The organism is Demequina subtropica (assembly GCF_000971235.1).
Taxonomy (GTDB): Bacteria; Actinomycetota; Actinomycetes; order Actinomycetales; family Demequinaceae; genus Demequina; species Demequina subtropica.
Genome location: NZ_BBMB01000002.1, coordinates 172,405 through 186,420, shown reverse-complemented (window position 1 = coordinate 186,420; position 14,016 = coordinate 172,405). Strand labels below are relative to the sequence as shown.

General features: G+C 71.1%; 15 protein-coding genes. 3 read left to right on the top strand and 12 right to left on the bottom strand.

The genetic code is table 11. From position 1 onward, the window contains the following. Nucleotides 1-10: 10 nt before the first annotated feature. Together AOM06_RS02175 and sigE are read right to left on the bottom strand one after the other, a co-directional pair. Nucleotides 11-853, bottom strand: a complete 843-nt coding sequence (locus AOM06_RS02175; protein ID WP_062302024.1) for an anti-sigma factor family protein — start codon at nt 851-853, stop codon at nt 11-13. Further along, entirely contained in the window at nt 850-1,437 is a 588-nt protein-coding gene (gene sigE, locus AOM06_RS02170) for an RNA polymerase sigma factor SigE (RefSeq protein WP_062302020.1), read from the bottom strand. The genes AOM06_RS02175 and sigE overlap by 4 nt, the downstream gene beginning before the upstream one ends. Before the next feature lie 116 nt (nt 1,438-1,553). Between sigE and AOM06_RS02165 the strand changes: the two genes are divergently transcribed. After that, nucleotides 1,554-2,183, top strand: a complete 630-nt coding sequence (locus AOM06_RS02165; protein ID WP_062302017.1) for an O-methyltransferase — start codon at nt 1,554-1,556, stop codon at nt 2,181-2,183. A gap of 64 nt (nt 2,184-2,247) precedes the next feature. Here AOM06_RS02165 and AOM06_RS14305 read toward each other — a convergent pair whose 3' ends face one another. From AOM06_RS14305 to dapE, 3 genes are all read right to left on the bottom strand, one after another. Continuing rightward, nucleotides 2,248-2,415, bottom strand: a complete 168-nt coding sequence (locus tag AOM06_RS14305; protein ID WP_082096586.1) for a DUF3117 domain-containing protein — start codon at nt 2,413-2,415, stop codon at nt 2,248-2,250. A 109-nt stretch (nt 2,416-2,524) separates the two neighbouring features. Next, complete coding sequence (locus tag AOM06_RS02160; protein WP_062302013.1) at nt 2,525-3,250, bottom strand: LOG family protein; 726 nt, start codon at nt 3,248-3,250, stop codon at nt 2,525-2,527. 9 nt (nt 3,251-3,259) lie between these two features. Continuing rightward, nucleotides 3,260-4,351 carry a succinyl-diaminopimelate desuccinylase gene (dapE, locus tag AOM06_RS02155; RefSeq protein ID WP_062302010.1) on the bottom strand — a complete coding sequence of 364 codons (1,092 nt, stop codon included), beginning with the start codon at nt 4,349-4,351 and terminating at the stop codon, nt 3,260-3,262. Between the two features lie 145 nt (nt 4,352-4,496). On the opposite strand from dapE, the gene dapD reads away from it, so the two are divergent. Further along, nucleotides 4,497-5,444, top strand: a complete 948-nt coding sequence (gene dapD, locus AOM06_RS02150; RefSeq protein WP_062302006.1) for a 2,3,4,5-tetrahydropyridine-2,6-dicarboxylate N-succinyltransferase — start codon at nt 4,497-4,499, stop codon at nt 5,442-5,444. A gap of 1 nt (nt 5,445) precedes the next feature. Beyond that, nucleotides 5,446-6,321: a hypothetical protein gene (locus AOM06_RS02145; RefSeq protein ID WP_062302003.1), complete on the top strand. Its 876-nt coding sequence runs from the start codon at nt 5,446-5,448 to the stop codon at nt 6,319-6,321. On the opposite strand, the gene AOM06_RS02140 is transcribed toward AOM06_RS02145, so the two are convergent. The 7 genes from AOM06_RS02140 to typA all read right to left on the bottom strand — a co-directional run bounded on the left by AOM06_RS02140 (nt 6,312) and on the right by typA (nt 14,004). Beyond that, nucleotides 6,312-6,605 (bottom strand): 2TM domain-containing protein, encoded by a 294-nt coding sequence (locus AOM06_RS02140; RefSeq protein ID WP_062302000.1) that lies wholly within the window; start codon nt 6,603-6,605, stop codon nt 6,312-6,314. The two genes, AOM06_RS02145 and AOM06_RS02140, sit on opposite strands and share 10 nt — an antisense overlap. A 47-nt stretch (nt 6,606-6,652) precedes the next feature. Then, nucleotides 6,653-7,951 (bottom strand): citrate synthase, encoded by a 1,299-nt coding sequence (locus AOM06_RS02135; RefSeq protein ID WP_062301997.1) that lies wholly within the window; start codon nt 7,949-7,951, stop codon nt 6,653-6,655. A gap of 52 nt (nt 7,952-8,003) precedes the next feature. After that, nucleotides 8,004-9,113, bottom strand: a complete 1,110-nt coding sequence (gene dapC / locus AOM06_RS02130; RefSeq protein ID WP_062301993.1) for a succinyldiaminopimelate transaminase — start codon at nt 9,111-9,113, stop codon at nt 8,004-8,006. A gap of 9 nt (nt 9,114-9,122) precedes the next feature. Continuing rightward, complete coding sequence (gene fdxA, locus AOM06_RS02125; RefSeq protein WP_042215085.1) at nt 9,123-9,443, bottom strand: ferredoxin; 321 nt, start codon at nt 9,441-9,443, stop codon at nt 9,123-9,125. 108 nt (nt 9,444-9,551) lie between these two features. Then, nucleotides 9,552-11,723, bottom strand: a complete 2,172-nt coding sequence (locus AOM06_RS02120) for a VanW family protein (RefSeq protein WP_062301989.1) — start codon at nt 11,721-11,723, stop codon at nt 9,552-9,554. Then, nucleotides 11,720-12,079, bottom strand: a complete 360-nt coding sequence (locus tag AOM06_RS02115) for a hypothetical protein (RefSeq protein ID WP_062301986.1) — start codon at nt 12,077-12,079, stop codon at nt 11,720-11,722. Before AOM06_RS02115 ends, AOM06_RS02120 begins: the two co-directional genes overlap by 4 nt. Before the next feature lie 23 nt (nt 12,080-12,102). Continuing rightward, on the bottom strand, nt 12,103-14,004 hold the full coding sequence (typA, locus tag AOM06_RS02110; protein ID WP_062301982.1) for a translational GTPase TypA: 1,902 nt from the start codon (nt 14,002-14,004) through the stop codon (nt 12,103-12,105). Nucleotides 14,005-14,016 lie beyond the last annotated feature (12 nt).

The window sequence follows — 14,016 nt, the reverse complement described above, 5'->3', positions numbered from 1 at the left end:
CCCTATCGGGCTAGCGACCGGTGAGGGCGTCGCCGAAGACGCCCAGGCCGGCGATGATCTGGTCGACGAAGCCGGGCTCGTCGTCCTCCGGGAACGCGGTGGCGACCTCCTCGAGGGTCTCCTCGGCGCAGTTGCACGAGAGGAGCACCACGACGTCACCCGTCTGCCAGACGATGCGCGTCGGGTCGGTGCCGACCACATACCCGTCGAGACCCTCGGTGCTGGTGGGCTGCAACGAGGCCACATCCTCGTCCGCGAGCCTTCCCTGCTGCTCGAGGACGAGCACGGGCTCGATGTCCGAGAGCAGGGTGTACGCGAGGATGCGGGCGCCCTGAGGCGTCTCCCGCACCGAGGCCTCCACGGGTTCGAATCCACTCGACTGCCAATCCGGGTGGATCCAGCCGTCCGTCGGGACCCAGCCACGCATGGTGCTGGAGTCCATCCGGGCGACGCTGAGCATGCCGGTCTCGGATGAGGCCGTGATGCCAGGATCGATGTCGTCAGGCTCGCCCGCGACGTACGCGGCGCCGAGCACGGCGACCAGGAGCAGGGCGACCGACAGCGACAGGACCACCGGTCGCCGGTCGCGGCCGCGCGCGGCGCGGGCGTCGCGGCGCGTCTCATGAGACGCGACCTGAGCCATGTGCTCGCGGTCGAGCAGGCGGCGCGCGAAGGTCATGTCGATGCCGGCCTCGGAGGAATTGAGGGCCTCGCGCGCGGCGCGCAGCTCGCGCCAGCGCCGGGTGCACTCGTCGCACGCCTCGAGGTGACGCATCGCCTCGGCCGCCGCCTCACGCGGGAGCCGGTTGTCCAGGAGGTCGTGGATCCGCTCGCCCAGGTGCCGTCCCGTCACGCGCCACCTCGCACGGGGGCACGGTGGGCGAGCGACTGGCGCAGGCGGGCGCGGGCCCGCGACAGGCGCGAGCGGACCGTGCCCATCTTGATGCCGAGCGTCGCGGCGATCTCCTCGTACGACAGGCCCTCGATGTCGCTCAGGACCACGGCCGCGCGGTACTCCGGCGGGAGGTCGGCGAGCGCCTCGATGATGTCGTCCCCCAGGTTCGCCATGTCGAACGCGTCCTCGGGCTGGCCCGAGCGCTCGTGACGGTCGAAGCTGTCGGACGTCGCGACGGCCGCGTCGTCGTCCGCCATGAAGTCGAAGCGGATGCGCTTCTTGCGGCGCATGCGGTCGAGGAAGAGGTTGGTGGTGATGCGGTGCAGCCAGCCCTCGAAGGTGCCCGGCTTGTACTGCGACAGCGAGTTGAACACGCGGACGAACACGTCCTGCGTGAGGTCCTCCGCATCGTGCTGGTTGCCCGTGAGGTGGTACGCGAGGCGGTACACGCGGGCGGAGTGCTGAGCGACGATGCTCTCCCACGTGAGCTCGGGCGCGGCCGCAGGGGCGATCGTCTCGGCCGGGACGGCGGTCTCGGTCATCGTGCTCCCCTCATGGCTTCCCTTGCTACAACGGGTCCTGACACGTCCATGTTCCCATGCACACCTGAGAGTTCGCTGGGACCGTGCGGCTAGGCTGGCCCCGTGAGGGAGGCGTCATGAGCATCGAGGCAGCGAACTGGGCGTATGCCGAGGACTTCGTCGAGGAGGATCGCGTGATCCTCGAGGCGCGCGACGTCGCCGACGAGCTCGGCTGCGTGCCCGTCCTCCCCGGCGCCTCGCGCGCGATCCAGGTGCTCGCGAAGGCGATGAAGGCGACCACGGCCGTGGAGATCGGCACGGGCGCGGGAGTCTCGCTCACGTACCTGCTGCGGGGCATGGCCCCCGGCGGCGTGGTCACCACGATCGACGTCGAGCCCGAGCACCACAAGGCCGCCCGCCGGACCATCGCGGCGGCCGGCTTCGCGCCCGAGCGCGCCCGCATGATCACCGGCCGCGCGCTCGACGTGCTCCCGCGGCTCACCGACGGCGGCTACGACATCGTCCTCATCGACGCGCGCAAGTCGGAGTATCCCGCGTACCTCGAGCACGCGATGCGGCTGCTGCGCCCCGGCGGCCTGCTGCTCATCGACAACGCCCTGTGGCACGGGCGCGTCCCGGACCCCGCGCAGCGCGACAAGGACACGACCGCGGTCCGCGAGACCCTCAAGGCGGTCCGCGAGGACGAGAGGCTCACCATCGCGCTGCTCGACGCGGGCGACGGCCTGCTGGCCGCCGTCAAGGAATGAGAACGACCCCGGCGCCGTCGAAGGACGATGCCGGGGCCGCTGAAGCGTGAAGTCGCGCCGAGCGCTACTGGATCGCGGCGTGGAGCGCGTCGCCGAGCGCCTTGACCTCGTCCGCGGTGATCTCGACGACGAGGCGGCCGCCGCCCTCGAGCGGGACCCGCATGACGTAGCTGCGACCCTCCTTCACGACCTCCATAGGGCCGTCACCGGTGCGGGGCTTCATTGCAGCCATCGTCTTGTTCTCCTCAGATGCGTCGCACGCCGTCCGTCGCGGCGTTGCCCCTGATTCTACTGCGGGCCTCAGACCGTTCCCAAATCCCTCCCCCGTGTCGCGCCCCTGCTCAGGCCTCGCGATGCGGTGCCGTCGCGAGCCGCACGGCCTCCTCAGGCGAGTCCGTGACGCGCAGGAGGTCGAGGTCGTGGGGCGCGACCTTGCCCTCGTGGGCGACGGAATGGCGCAGCCAGCTCACGAGCCCGCCCCAGTAGTCGCTGCCGAGCAGCACGATGGGGAACCGCCTCACGGTACGCGTCTGGACCAGCGTGAGGCACTCGAAGAGCTCGTCGAGCGTGCCGAACCCTCCCGGCAGCGCGATGAAGCCCTGCGCGTACTTCACGAACATCGTCTTGCGCACGAAGAAGTAGCGGAAGTGGATGCCGAGGTTGATGTACTCGTTCATGCCCTGCTCGTGAGGGAGCTCGATGCCGAGGCCCACGGAGACGCCGCCCGCCTCGGACGCGCCCTTGTTGGCCGCCTCCATGCACCCGGGCCCGCCGCCCGTGATGACGGCGTGGCCGGACTCGACGAGCAGCCGGCCCACCTCCACGCCCGCCGCGTACTCGTCCGAGTCGGGTGCCGACCGCGCCGAGCCGTAGACCGTGATCGCGGGACCCAGCTCCGCGAGCGCGCCGAAGCCCTCCACGAACTCGGACTGGATCCGGAGCACGCGCCACGGGTCGCCATGGACCCAGTCCGCGCGGTTGCGCTCGTCGAGCAGGCGCTCCGAGGTCGAGGTGGTCGGCACGTTGCGCCCGCGCAGCAGCACGGGACCCTTGCGGTACTCCTTCATCGGTCCTCCTCAGGACGTCAACCAGGCCTCCAGACCCGCACGGCAGTTGCGGATGTCTGACACGGGGCAGCGCTCGTCGTCGGCGTGCGCGAGCTCGGGGTCGCCGGGGCCGTAGTTGACCGCGGGGATCCCCAGCTCTCCGAACCGCGCGACGTCCGTCCAGCCCTGCTTCGCGCGCGGCGCCGCGACGCCCGTCGCGGCCACGGACGCGGCGAACGATGCGGCGAGCGGGGCGTCGAGACCGGGGCGGGCGGCGCCCGAGAGGTCGGTGTAGGTCAGCGCGTAGCGGTCGAGCCCCGCGGATGCGACCAGGCCCTCGAGCCGCTCCTGCGCCTGCTCGAGCGTCCAGCAGGGCGCGAAGCGGTAGTTCACGGTGACGATGCACTCGTCGGGGATGACGTTGCCCGCGATGCCCCCGGCGATGCCGACGGCGTTGATCCCCTCGCGGTACTCGAGGCCGTCGACCGTGATGGTCTCCGCCTCGTAGGCGGCGAGCGCGGCGAGCAGGGGGGCCGCGCGATGGATCGCGTTCTCGCCCTTCCAGGCCCGCGCGCTGTGGGCGGCGCGGCCCGGGATGCGGATCTCGGCGCGCATCGTCCCGTTGCACCCGCCCTCGATGACGCCGGACGTGGGCTCGCACAGCACCGCGAAGTCGCCGGCGACCAGGTCGGGGCGCTCGCGCGCCACGCGGCCGAGCCCGTTGCGCACCGCCTCGACCTCCTCCTGATCGTAGAAGACCCACGTGATGTCGCGCGTCGGGGACTCGAGCGCGGCGGCCAGCGAGAGCTGCACCGCGACACCCGCCTTCATGTCGACGGAGCCACGGCCGACGAGCTCGCCTTCGGGGCTCCACTCCCCCGGCACGTTGCCCTTGATGGGGACGGTGTCGAGGTGCCCGGCGATCACCACGCGCTCGGCGCGGCCCAGGTCCGTGCGGGCGACGATCGCGTTGCCCAGGCGGATCACGTCGAGGTGCGCGAGCGGTGCGAGCGCGGCCTCGACGGCGTCCGCGATGCGGTCCTCGTTGCCGGAGACCGACGGGATGTCCACCAGGGCCTTCGCGAGCTCTTCCACGGGGGCGGTCAGGTCGAGGTGCGTCATGGCGTCAGCCTATCCGCGTGCCGCAGGCCCCCTGGCGGGACATGCAGGCGCGTTCTGGCCCGGATCCGGCCCTCATGTCCCGCCGGGGCCCTCGGAGGCCCGACGGCGCGCGAGAGGCGCGGCGCGCCTGAACTACCCTGGATCCATGACTCGACCCGCCTTCGGATTCGGCCTCGCGACCATCGACAACAACGGCACCGTGCTCGACGCCTGGTACCCGTCTCCCGCCCTCGGCGAGCCGAAGGCCCGCGACGACGCTCCGGCGCAGCTCAAGGCGGCGGAGCGCACGGACGACCTGCGCGACGTGGTGGTCAAGGTGGTCAAGACCGTGATCGATCTCGACGAGGCCCCGGCGTCGGTCGAGGACGCCTACCTGCGGCTCCACCTGCTCAGCCACAGGCTCGTGCAGCCTCACGGGCTCAACCTGGACGGCATCTTCGGCGCCCTCACCAACGCCGTGTGGACCTCCGACGGCCCGTGCGCGATCGAGGGCTTCGAGCAGGTCCGCCTGCGCTACCGCGCCTTCGGCCGCCAGCTCACGGTCTACGGCATCGACCGCTTCCCGCGGATGGTCGACTACGTGGTCCCCACGGGCGTCCGCATCGCCGACGCCGACCGCGTCCGCCTGGGCGCCCACCTCGCAGAGGGCACCACCGTCATGCACGAGGGCTTCGTGAACTTCAACGCCGGCACGCTCGGCCACTCGATGGTCGAGGGCCGGATCTCGGCGGGCGTGGTGGTCCACGACGGCGCCGACATCGGCGGCGGCGCATCGATCATGGGCACGCTGTCGGGCGGTGGCAAGGAGGTCGTCTCGATCGGCGCGCGCTCGCTTCTGGGCGCGAACGCCGGCGTGGGCATCGCGCTCGGCGAGGACTGCGTGGTCGAGGCGGGTCTGTACATCACGGCCGGCACCAAGGTCACGCTCAAGGGCCGCGCCGACGAGGACGGCAACCCCATCGTGGTGAAGGCCCGCGAGCTCTCCGGCCAGGACGGCATCATGTTCTGGCGCAACTCGGTCACGGGTGTGATCGAGGCCGTCGCGCGCGAGGGCAAGGGCATCGAGCTCAACTCCGCCCTGCACGCGAACTGAGATGAGCACGCGGCGCTCGATCGCCGCGCTGACGGTGCTCACCGTGGCGGGCGGCGCGGCCGTGTACGGCATGTACGTGCTCGCGGCGAGCCCGGACCGGGGCGAGCCGAGCGGGTCCTGCACGGTCGCCCTCGACGGCGCGACTGCGACCCTCACCGCGGAGCAGGCCGGCAACGCCGCGCTCATCTCCGCCGCCTCCGCGCGCCTGGGCCTGCCCGCACGCGGCGCGACCATCGGCATCGCCACCGCGATGCAGGAGTCGAGCCTGGTCAACATCGACTACGGCGACCGCGACTCGATCGGGCTGTTCCAGCAGCGACCGTCGCAGGGGTGGGGAACGGTCGAGCAGATCATGGACCCCTACTACTCGGCGGACACGTTCTACGCGGCGCTCGTGAAGGTGCACGGCTGGCAGGACATGGCGGTGACCGTCGCGGCGCAGACCGTGCAGCGCTCGGCCTTCCCCGACGCCTACGCGACCCGCGAGGCGGGCGCGCGGCTGTGGGCCTCCGCGCTGCGCGGCTACTCGGGCGCCGTCGCGGTGGACTGCGACGTGGCCGCCGGGCCGGGCACCACCGCGGCGGCCTTCGTCGAGCGGCTCGAGCGCGACTTCGGCGCCGGCACCTACGCCGTGCGCCCGCTCACGGCCGACGACGACGCGATCTGGATCGACGTGGTGCCGGTCGACGGCACGCAGGCGTCTCGGGACGCGGCGGCGGCGTGGACGGTCGCGGTGGCAGGCACGGAGTCGGTCGAGGCCGTCGCGAACCGCGCCGAAGGGTGGGAGCGCGGCACCGGCCTCACGGCCGTGGCCGCGCCCGCATCGTCCCTGGGCGTCGCCGTGCGGCTCCTGCCGCTCGAGGCCGCTCAGGGCTGACCGGCGTCCGTCTCGCCCTTGAGCTTGCGGTACTCCCGCTCGATCCGGTCGTCGCTGGGCCGTCCCGCGCCGGGCAGGAACGCCGCCGCGGCCGTGAAGACGAGCGCGATCCCCATCCCGAGCATCGCCCACGCGGGCCAGAAGTAGCCGCCGCCGTTCATCCACCAGACGAAGGTGAGGATGCCCCACACCACGAGGCACACCACCAGGTACCAGTAGAAGCCGTTGCGCGCCTCGACGCGCCTCTTCGCCTCGCGCCGTAGCGCATCGTCATCGATGGGCATGGGATCCCCCTTCCGGTTGGCCACCGGATGGCTCTCCCAGCGTCATATCACGGGGTGTCGCGCTCCTGCATGGGCACATAGTCCCGCTCGACCTCGCCCGTGTAGATCTGCCGCGGACGGCCGATCTTGGTGCGCGGGTCCGCGAGCATCTCGCGGTAGTGCGCGACCCAGCCGGGCATGCGGCCCAGCGCGAACAGCGGGGTGAACATGGTGGTGGGGAAGCCCATCGCCGAGTACAGCAGCCCCGTGTAGAAGTCGACGTTCGGGTACAGCTTGCGCTCGATGAAGTACTCGTCGGACAGCGCGATCTCCTCGAGGCGCTGCGCCATCTGGAAGGTCTCGTCCGAGCCGCCGAGCGACGTGAGGAGCTCGTCGGCGAGCTTCTTCACCACGGCGCCGCGGGGGTCGTAGGACTTGTACACGCGGTGGCCGAAGCCCATGAGCCGCGCGCCCTCGGCCTTGTCCTTGACCTTGGCCACGAACTGCTCGACGGTGTCGCCCGACTCCTTGATCTGGTCGAACATGCGCAGGGCGGCCTCGTTCGCGCCGCCGTGAAGAGGTCCGGAGAGCGCCCCGACTCCCGCCGCGACCGAGGCGTAGATGTTCGCGTGGGAGGAGCCGACGATGCGCACGGTCGAGGTCGAGCAGTTCTGCTCGTGGTCGGCGTGCAGGATCAGCAGGACGTCGACCGCGCGACGCACCGCGGGGTCCATGTCGATGTCGCCCGAGGCGGGCGAGAAGGCGATGCGCAGGAACTCGTCGACGTAGTGGCCGCCACGACGCGGCTCGATGAGATCGCCTCCGCCTGCGCGTCGCTGGAGGTAGGAGATCACCGTCGCGGACTTCGCGAGGAGCAGCACGGTCGCGAGCTCGATCTCCTCGGGAGACCGGCCGATGGACTCGGGGTAGAACGTGCTGAGCGCGCTGATCGCGCCCGAGAGCACGGCCATCGGGTGGGCGTCGCGCGGGAAGGCCCCGAGGAACGACTTGATGCCCTCGTGCACGTGCATGTGGCGGGACACGCGGTTGTTCAGCGCCGCGAGCTGGTCCTCGCTGGGAAGCTCGCCGTGGATGAGCAGGTAGGCGACCTCGAGGAAGGTGGAGTGCTCCGCGAGCTGCTCGATGGGGTAGCCGCGGTACCGGAGGATCCCGTTGTCACCGTCGATGTAGGTGATCGCGCTCTCGCACGAGGCGGTGTTCATGAAGCCCGGGTCGACGGTCACCAGCCCGGTGTCGCGCAGCAGCGTCGCGACGGACATGCCGTCGTTGCCGATGGTCGCGCGCTCGAGCGGGAGCTCCCGCGTGCTTCCATCGACCGTCAGCCTTGCGTCCACCACTTGCGCCATGTTCTCCCCTTCGAAAACCCCTGCCACCGGAGCCCATTGTTTGAGAGCCGGTTTACTCGCGTTTTGCGAGCCTACTAGATGCACCAGACACTCCGGTATCGCTCGCGGTGAGCGCGATGCGCACGTGCCGACGCGCCGCCTCACCGTAGAACGCGCCCGGAGCCGCGAGGATGCCGAGGCCGGCGAGGAGGTCCAGGGTGTCCCAGCAGTCCTCGTCGCGCGTGGCCCAGAGGTAGAGGCCCGCGTCCGAGTGGTCGATGCGGAAGCCCGCCGCCAGGACCGCGGGCACCAGCATGTCGCGGCGTGCGCGGTAGCGCTCCTTCTGCTCCGCGACATGCGCGTCGTCGCCCAGCGCGACTGTCATGGCCGCCTGCACCGGCGCGGGGACGATGAGCCCGGCGTGCTTCCGCACCTCGAGCAGCGCCGCGATCACGGCGGGATCGCCCGCCACGAACGCCGCGCGGTAGCCGGCGAGGTTCGACTGCTTCGACAACGAGTAGACGGCGAGGACACCCTCGTGGCTGTCCCCGCACACCCGCGGGTCGAGGATCGACGGCACGGGCTCGCCCGTCCAGGACAGCTCGGCGTAACACTCGTCCGATGCCACAAGCGCGCCGATCTCGCGAGCCGCCGCGACCACCGCGGCGAGCTCCTCGACGCTCGCGACGCGCCCCGTGGGGTTCGACGGCGAGTTCACCCACACAAGCTTGACCGCAGGGTTACCGCGCCACGCCTCGACATCGTCGGTCGCAAGCGCAGTGGCGCCCACCAGACGCGCGCCGACGTCGTACGTGGGGTACGCGGCCGCGGGGTGCACCACCACGTCGCCCGCGCCGAGCCCGAGGTACGCCGCGAGGGTCGCGACGAGCTCCTTCGAGCCCACCGTCGGCAGGACCGCCGCCGGGTCGACGCCAGGAGCACCGCGCCGGCGAGCGAACCAGCCCGCCACCGCCTCGCGCAACGCGGCGGTGCCGTGCGTGGTCGGGTAGCCCGGCGCATCGGCCGCCGCCGCGAGCGCGTCGCGGATCACGGCCGGGGTCGGGTCCACCGGCGTGCCGACCGAGAGGTCCACCAGCCCGTCAGGGTGCGCGACGGCTCGCGCCTTGTACGGCGCGAGCGAGTCCCACGGGAAGTCGGGCAGGGAGCGAGGGCTGAGGCCCATGCGCCCGGATCAGCCGTTCTGGGGTGCCAGCGACTTGATGAGGTCGTGGTCGTGCTCGATCAGACCCATCTTCGCGGCACCGCCCGGCGAGCCGATCTCCGAGAAGAACTCGACGTTGGCGTTGTAGTACTCCGCCCACTTGTCCGGGACGTCGTCCTCGTAGTAGATGGCCTCCACGGGGCACACCGGCTCGCAGGCGCCGCAGTCGACGCACTCGTCCGGGTGGATGTAGAGCATGCGCTCACCCTCGTAGATGCAGTCCACCGGACACTCATCGATGCATGCCTTGTCCTTGACGTCGACACACGGCAGAGCGATGACGTAGGTCACTGCGCCTCCTCCAAGCTGGGATCTACGGGGGTCGCGGCCATCATACCGCCGGGGACGGGCCTGCCCGCCAGGGGTCGGAGGCGACTCTGACCAGGGGCGTCGCGCGCGTCAGCTGGCGGTGCAGGTGACGCCGTTGTCCGGCACGTACGTCCACGTGTACGAGGACTTGTCCACCTGCTCGCCGTCGAGGTACACCTCGCGCGTGTTGGTGATGGTGAAGCCGGGGTTCCCGTTGACCGTCGAGATGCACCCCGTGCGGTCCGACTCGATCTGCTCGGGCTGCACGAAGTTGGTCTTCTCGGACGCGTAGGTCTTCACGGTGTAGTACGGCGTGGACCAGATGTCGACGTAGAGGCGGTTGTTCTCGACGTACGAGTTCAGGACGAGCGCGTACGGCGTGTTGTTCTTGAACCTCATGTCGAGCTGGCCCACGTAGATCGTCGCCTCGCGGCCCGCCGGGTAGCGGTCGAACCACTTGGTGTGCGGACGATGCTCGACGTCCTCGAGCCCTGCGAAGTACGCGGCGTTGTACGACGTGGTGGCCATCTGCGACAGTCCTCCGCCGATGCCGTTGATGAGCACGCCGCCGGAGATGATGTGCGCCGGGTAGTAGCCGTTGGCCTCCGTGATGGGGCTGAGCGCCTCGATCAGCGAGAAGGTCTCGTCCGGCATCACGACCGTGCCCGTCACCATCTCCGCGCCGCGCACCAGGTTCTTGGTGCGGATGGGCTCGGCGGTGAGCGGGGTGTCGAACGAGGACACCTTCTTCTTGAAGTCGCTCACGCCGAGGTCGTCGCTCGTCACGGTCGCCTCGGTGTCGGCGTACGGCAGCACCCCGGAGCGCTCCGGCGTGTACGCGGCGGCGGCCACGGCCTCGCCGAGCGCCGAGCCGTCGATCGCCTGGCCGGGCGTCGACTCCTTGGTCTTGATCTGGTGGTCCGCGGTGAAGGAGAACGATGCGGAGGTGGGCTCGCTCCTGAGGCCCGGGTCCACGGCCTCGAGCTCGCTCGCGAGCGTCATCCCGTCCACCACGTACGTGAACGTGCCGTCGGCGGCCTCGATCGAGCCCAGCCGCGTGAGCTGCTCGGCCGTCACCGTGGCGTCCCCGTGCGGGCCCGTCATGGCGATGTCGCCGACGAGCACCTCGGAGTTGAGCTCGCTCACGAACGCATCGGCCGTCTCGGTGCTCACGGCGGCGGGCTTGGCGATCGTCACCGCCGGATACGTCTCGACGGGCCACGCGGCGCCGAGGCCCTCCGCGGTCGTCTCGGGGTCGATCCCGAGGCCGTCGACCGACGGCGTGGAGCTCGCGCCCGTCTGGGAGATCAAGACCGTCGCGTCCTGGCCGTCGATCTCCAGGGCGTCGCGGGTGCCGTCGATCGCGTCGACGAGCGCGTCCTGGTGGACCACGGTGACGATGTCGACCTCGACGCCGCGGCCCGTGAACGAGCGCAGGATGTCGTAGGGCGACAGGCTGAACGCGATGAGATCGTCGACCGTCGCACCGGCGCTCGCCACGAGCCCGGAGTCCTTCGGGTCGATGCTCGCCTCGCGGTCCTCCGCAGTGATCACGACCGGGGTGGAGTTGAGCTCGTCCACCGTGGGCTTGAGCGCCGCGACCGCCTGCTCGCGGTCGAGGCCGCCGAGGTCGACGCCGAGCACGGTGGTGCCGGCGGGGATGCGATCCGCGGCGTAGTAGGCGGCTGCGGCGTATCCGCCCGCGAGCAGCAGCACCACGAGCAGCACCACCCAGCGGCCCCAGTGAACGCGGCGGCCCGAGGCCTCCTCGGGTGCCTCCGCGGGGGCCGCGACGGCAGGCTCCTCGGCGAGGGGGGCGACGATGGCGGTCTCCTCCACGGTGTCGACGGCGGTCTCCTCCGCGGCGGGCACCGCGGGCAGGACCACCGTGGGCTGGTCGTCGGGGTCCGGCTCGATCGGGGCCTCGGCGAGGAAGGCCGGGACCGCCTCCTCCTCCTCGGGCTGCGCGTCGCCGGGCTCGTCGTCCGCGGGCTCGTCGTCCGCGGGCTCGTCGTCCGCGGGCTCGTCGCCGTCGAGGTCGGCATCGATCTCCGCCTGCGCCTCGTCGATGTCCTGGTCGTCGATGTCCTGGTCGTCGTCGGCCTCGTCCTCAGCGACGTCCTCGGCCTCGTCGGTCTCGCCGTCCTCACGCACCTGAGGCGCCTCTTCTGCCTCGGCGGCGTCCGCATCGTCCCCGGGCTCGGCCAGGGTCTCCTCGGGCTCGACCTCGTCGACCGGCTCGTCGTCGTACCGGTCGCTCATGCGGCCGCCCCCTCAGCGCCGACGAGCACCCGGCGCGGCAGGAGCCCGACGGCCACGATCACCGCCGCGCCGCCGTAGACCCAGGTGAGGCCGTGGGCGTCGGCGACGATCAGCGGAGAGGATCCGCCGGGCCCCGCGGTCGACAGGAGGGTGGTCAGCACCACCCACGTGAAGGCGAAGAAGCCCAGGCCCAGGAACCCGCGCCAGGCGCGCGAGAAGGTGCTCGCCGCCGCGACGAGCAGCAGGCACGCCACCACCCCGAACCAGCCGTAGGCGCGGTGCGATCCGGCGCCGACGAGCGCGACGAGCGCGCCCACGAGCGCGATCGCCAGACAGGACGAGACGATGCGAGCCATGCCGCCCATCGTAGGGCGAAGGCTCAGGCGTTCTGACGCTTGAGGCGCGACGCGGCGCGTGCGCGCTCGGTGCCGTCCAGGATCACCTTGCGGATGCGCACCTTCTCCGGCGTCACCTCGACGCACTCGTCCTCGCGGGCGAACTCGAGGGACTCCTCGAGGGTGAGGCGGCGCGGCGGGGCCAGGCGCTCGAGCTCCTCCGCCGTCGACGAGCGGATGTTGTTGAGCTTCTTCTCCTTGGTGATGTTGACGTCCATGTCCTCGTTGCGCGAGTTCTCGCCGATGACCATGCCCTCGTAGGTGTCCTCGGTGGGGCCCACGAAGAAGGTGCCGCGGTCCTGGAGCGCCATGAGCGCGTTCGAGGTCACCGCACCCGCGCGGTCCGCGACCAGCGAGCCGTTGGTGCGGTACTCGATGGCGCCGGCCCACGGCTCGTAGCCGTGCGCGATGGACGAGGCGATGCCGGTGCCGCGCGTGTCGGTGAGGAACTGGCTGCGGAAGCCGATGAGGCCGCGCGCCGGGACGATGAACTCCATGCGGACCCAGCCGGTGCCGTGGTTCGACATCGACTCCATGCGGCCCTTGCGGGAGGCGAGCAGCTGCGTGACGGCGCCGAGGTGCTCCTCGGGCACGTCGATGGTCATGTGCTCCATCGGCTCGTTGAGCTTGCCGTCGATCTCCTTGGTGACCACCTGCGGCTTGCCCACGGTGAGCTCGTAGCCCTCGCGGCGCATCTGCTCGACCAGGATCGCGAGCGCGAGCTCGCCGCGGCCCTGGACCTCCCACGAGTCGGGACGGTCCGTCGGGAGCACACGGATCGACACGTTGCCGATGAGCTCCTTCTCGAGGCGGTCCTTGACCTGGCGCGCCGTGACCTTGGCGCCCTTGACGCGGCCGGCCAGCGGCGACGTGTTGATGCCGATGGTCATCGAGATCGCGGGGTCGTCGACCGAGATGAGGGGAAGCGGGCGCGGATCCTCGAGGTCGGTGAGGGTCTCGCCGATGGTGATCTCCTCGATGCCCGCGACGGCGACGATGTCGCCGGCCTTGGCGGACTCGGCGGGGACGCGCTCGAGGCCCTTGGTCTCGAGCAGCTCGGTGATCTTCACCTGCTTGGTGGTGCCGTCCTTGCGCGCCCACGCGACCTGCTGGCCCTTGCGGATCTCGCCGTTGAAGACGCGCAGGAGCGCGAGGCGGCCGAGGAACGGCGAGGCGTCGAGGTTGGTGACGTGCGCCTGGAGCGGGTGGCCCTCCTCGTAGGACGGCGCGGGGATGCGCTCCATGATGACCTTGAACAGCGGCTCGACGGAGTCGCCCTCGGGGAGGGTGCCGTCGGCGGGCTGCGTCAGCGACGCGATGCCGGCCTTGGCCGACGCGTAGATGACGGGCACCTCGAGCAGCGCGTCGACGTCGAGGTCCGGGACCTCGTCCTCGAGGTCGGAGGCGAGACCGAGCAGCAGGTCGTGGGTCTCCTCGACGACCTCCTCGATGCGCGAATCGGGGCGGTCGACCTTGTTGACGACGATGATGACGGGGAGCTTCGCGGCGAGCGCCTTGCGCAGCACGAAGCGGGTCTGCGGGAGCGGGCCCTCCGACGCGTCGACGAGCAGCACGACGCCGTCGACCATGGACAGGCCGCGCTCGACCTCGCCGCCGAAGTCGGCGTGGCCGGGGGTGTCGATCACGTTGATGGTCGCGCCGCCCTCGGGAGCCGCCTCACCCGTGTAACGGATGGCGGTGTTCTTCGCGAGGATCGTGATGCCCTTCTCACGCTCGAGGTCGCCCGAGTCCATCGCGCGGTCCTCGACGTGGGCGTGGTCGCCGTAGGCGCCGCCCTGGACGAGCATGGCGTCGACGAGGGTGGTCTTGCCGTGGTCGACGTGGGCGACGATGGCGACGTTGCGCAGATCGGAGCGCAAAGGCATGCGGGAACTCGA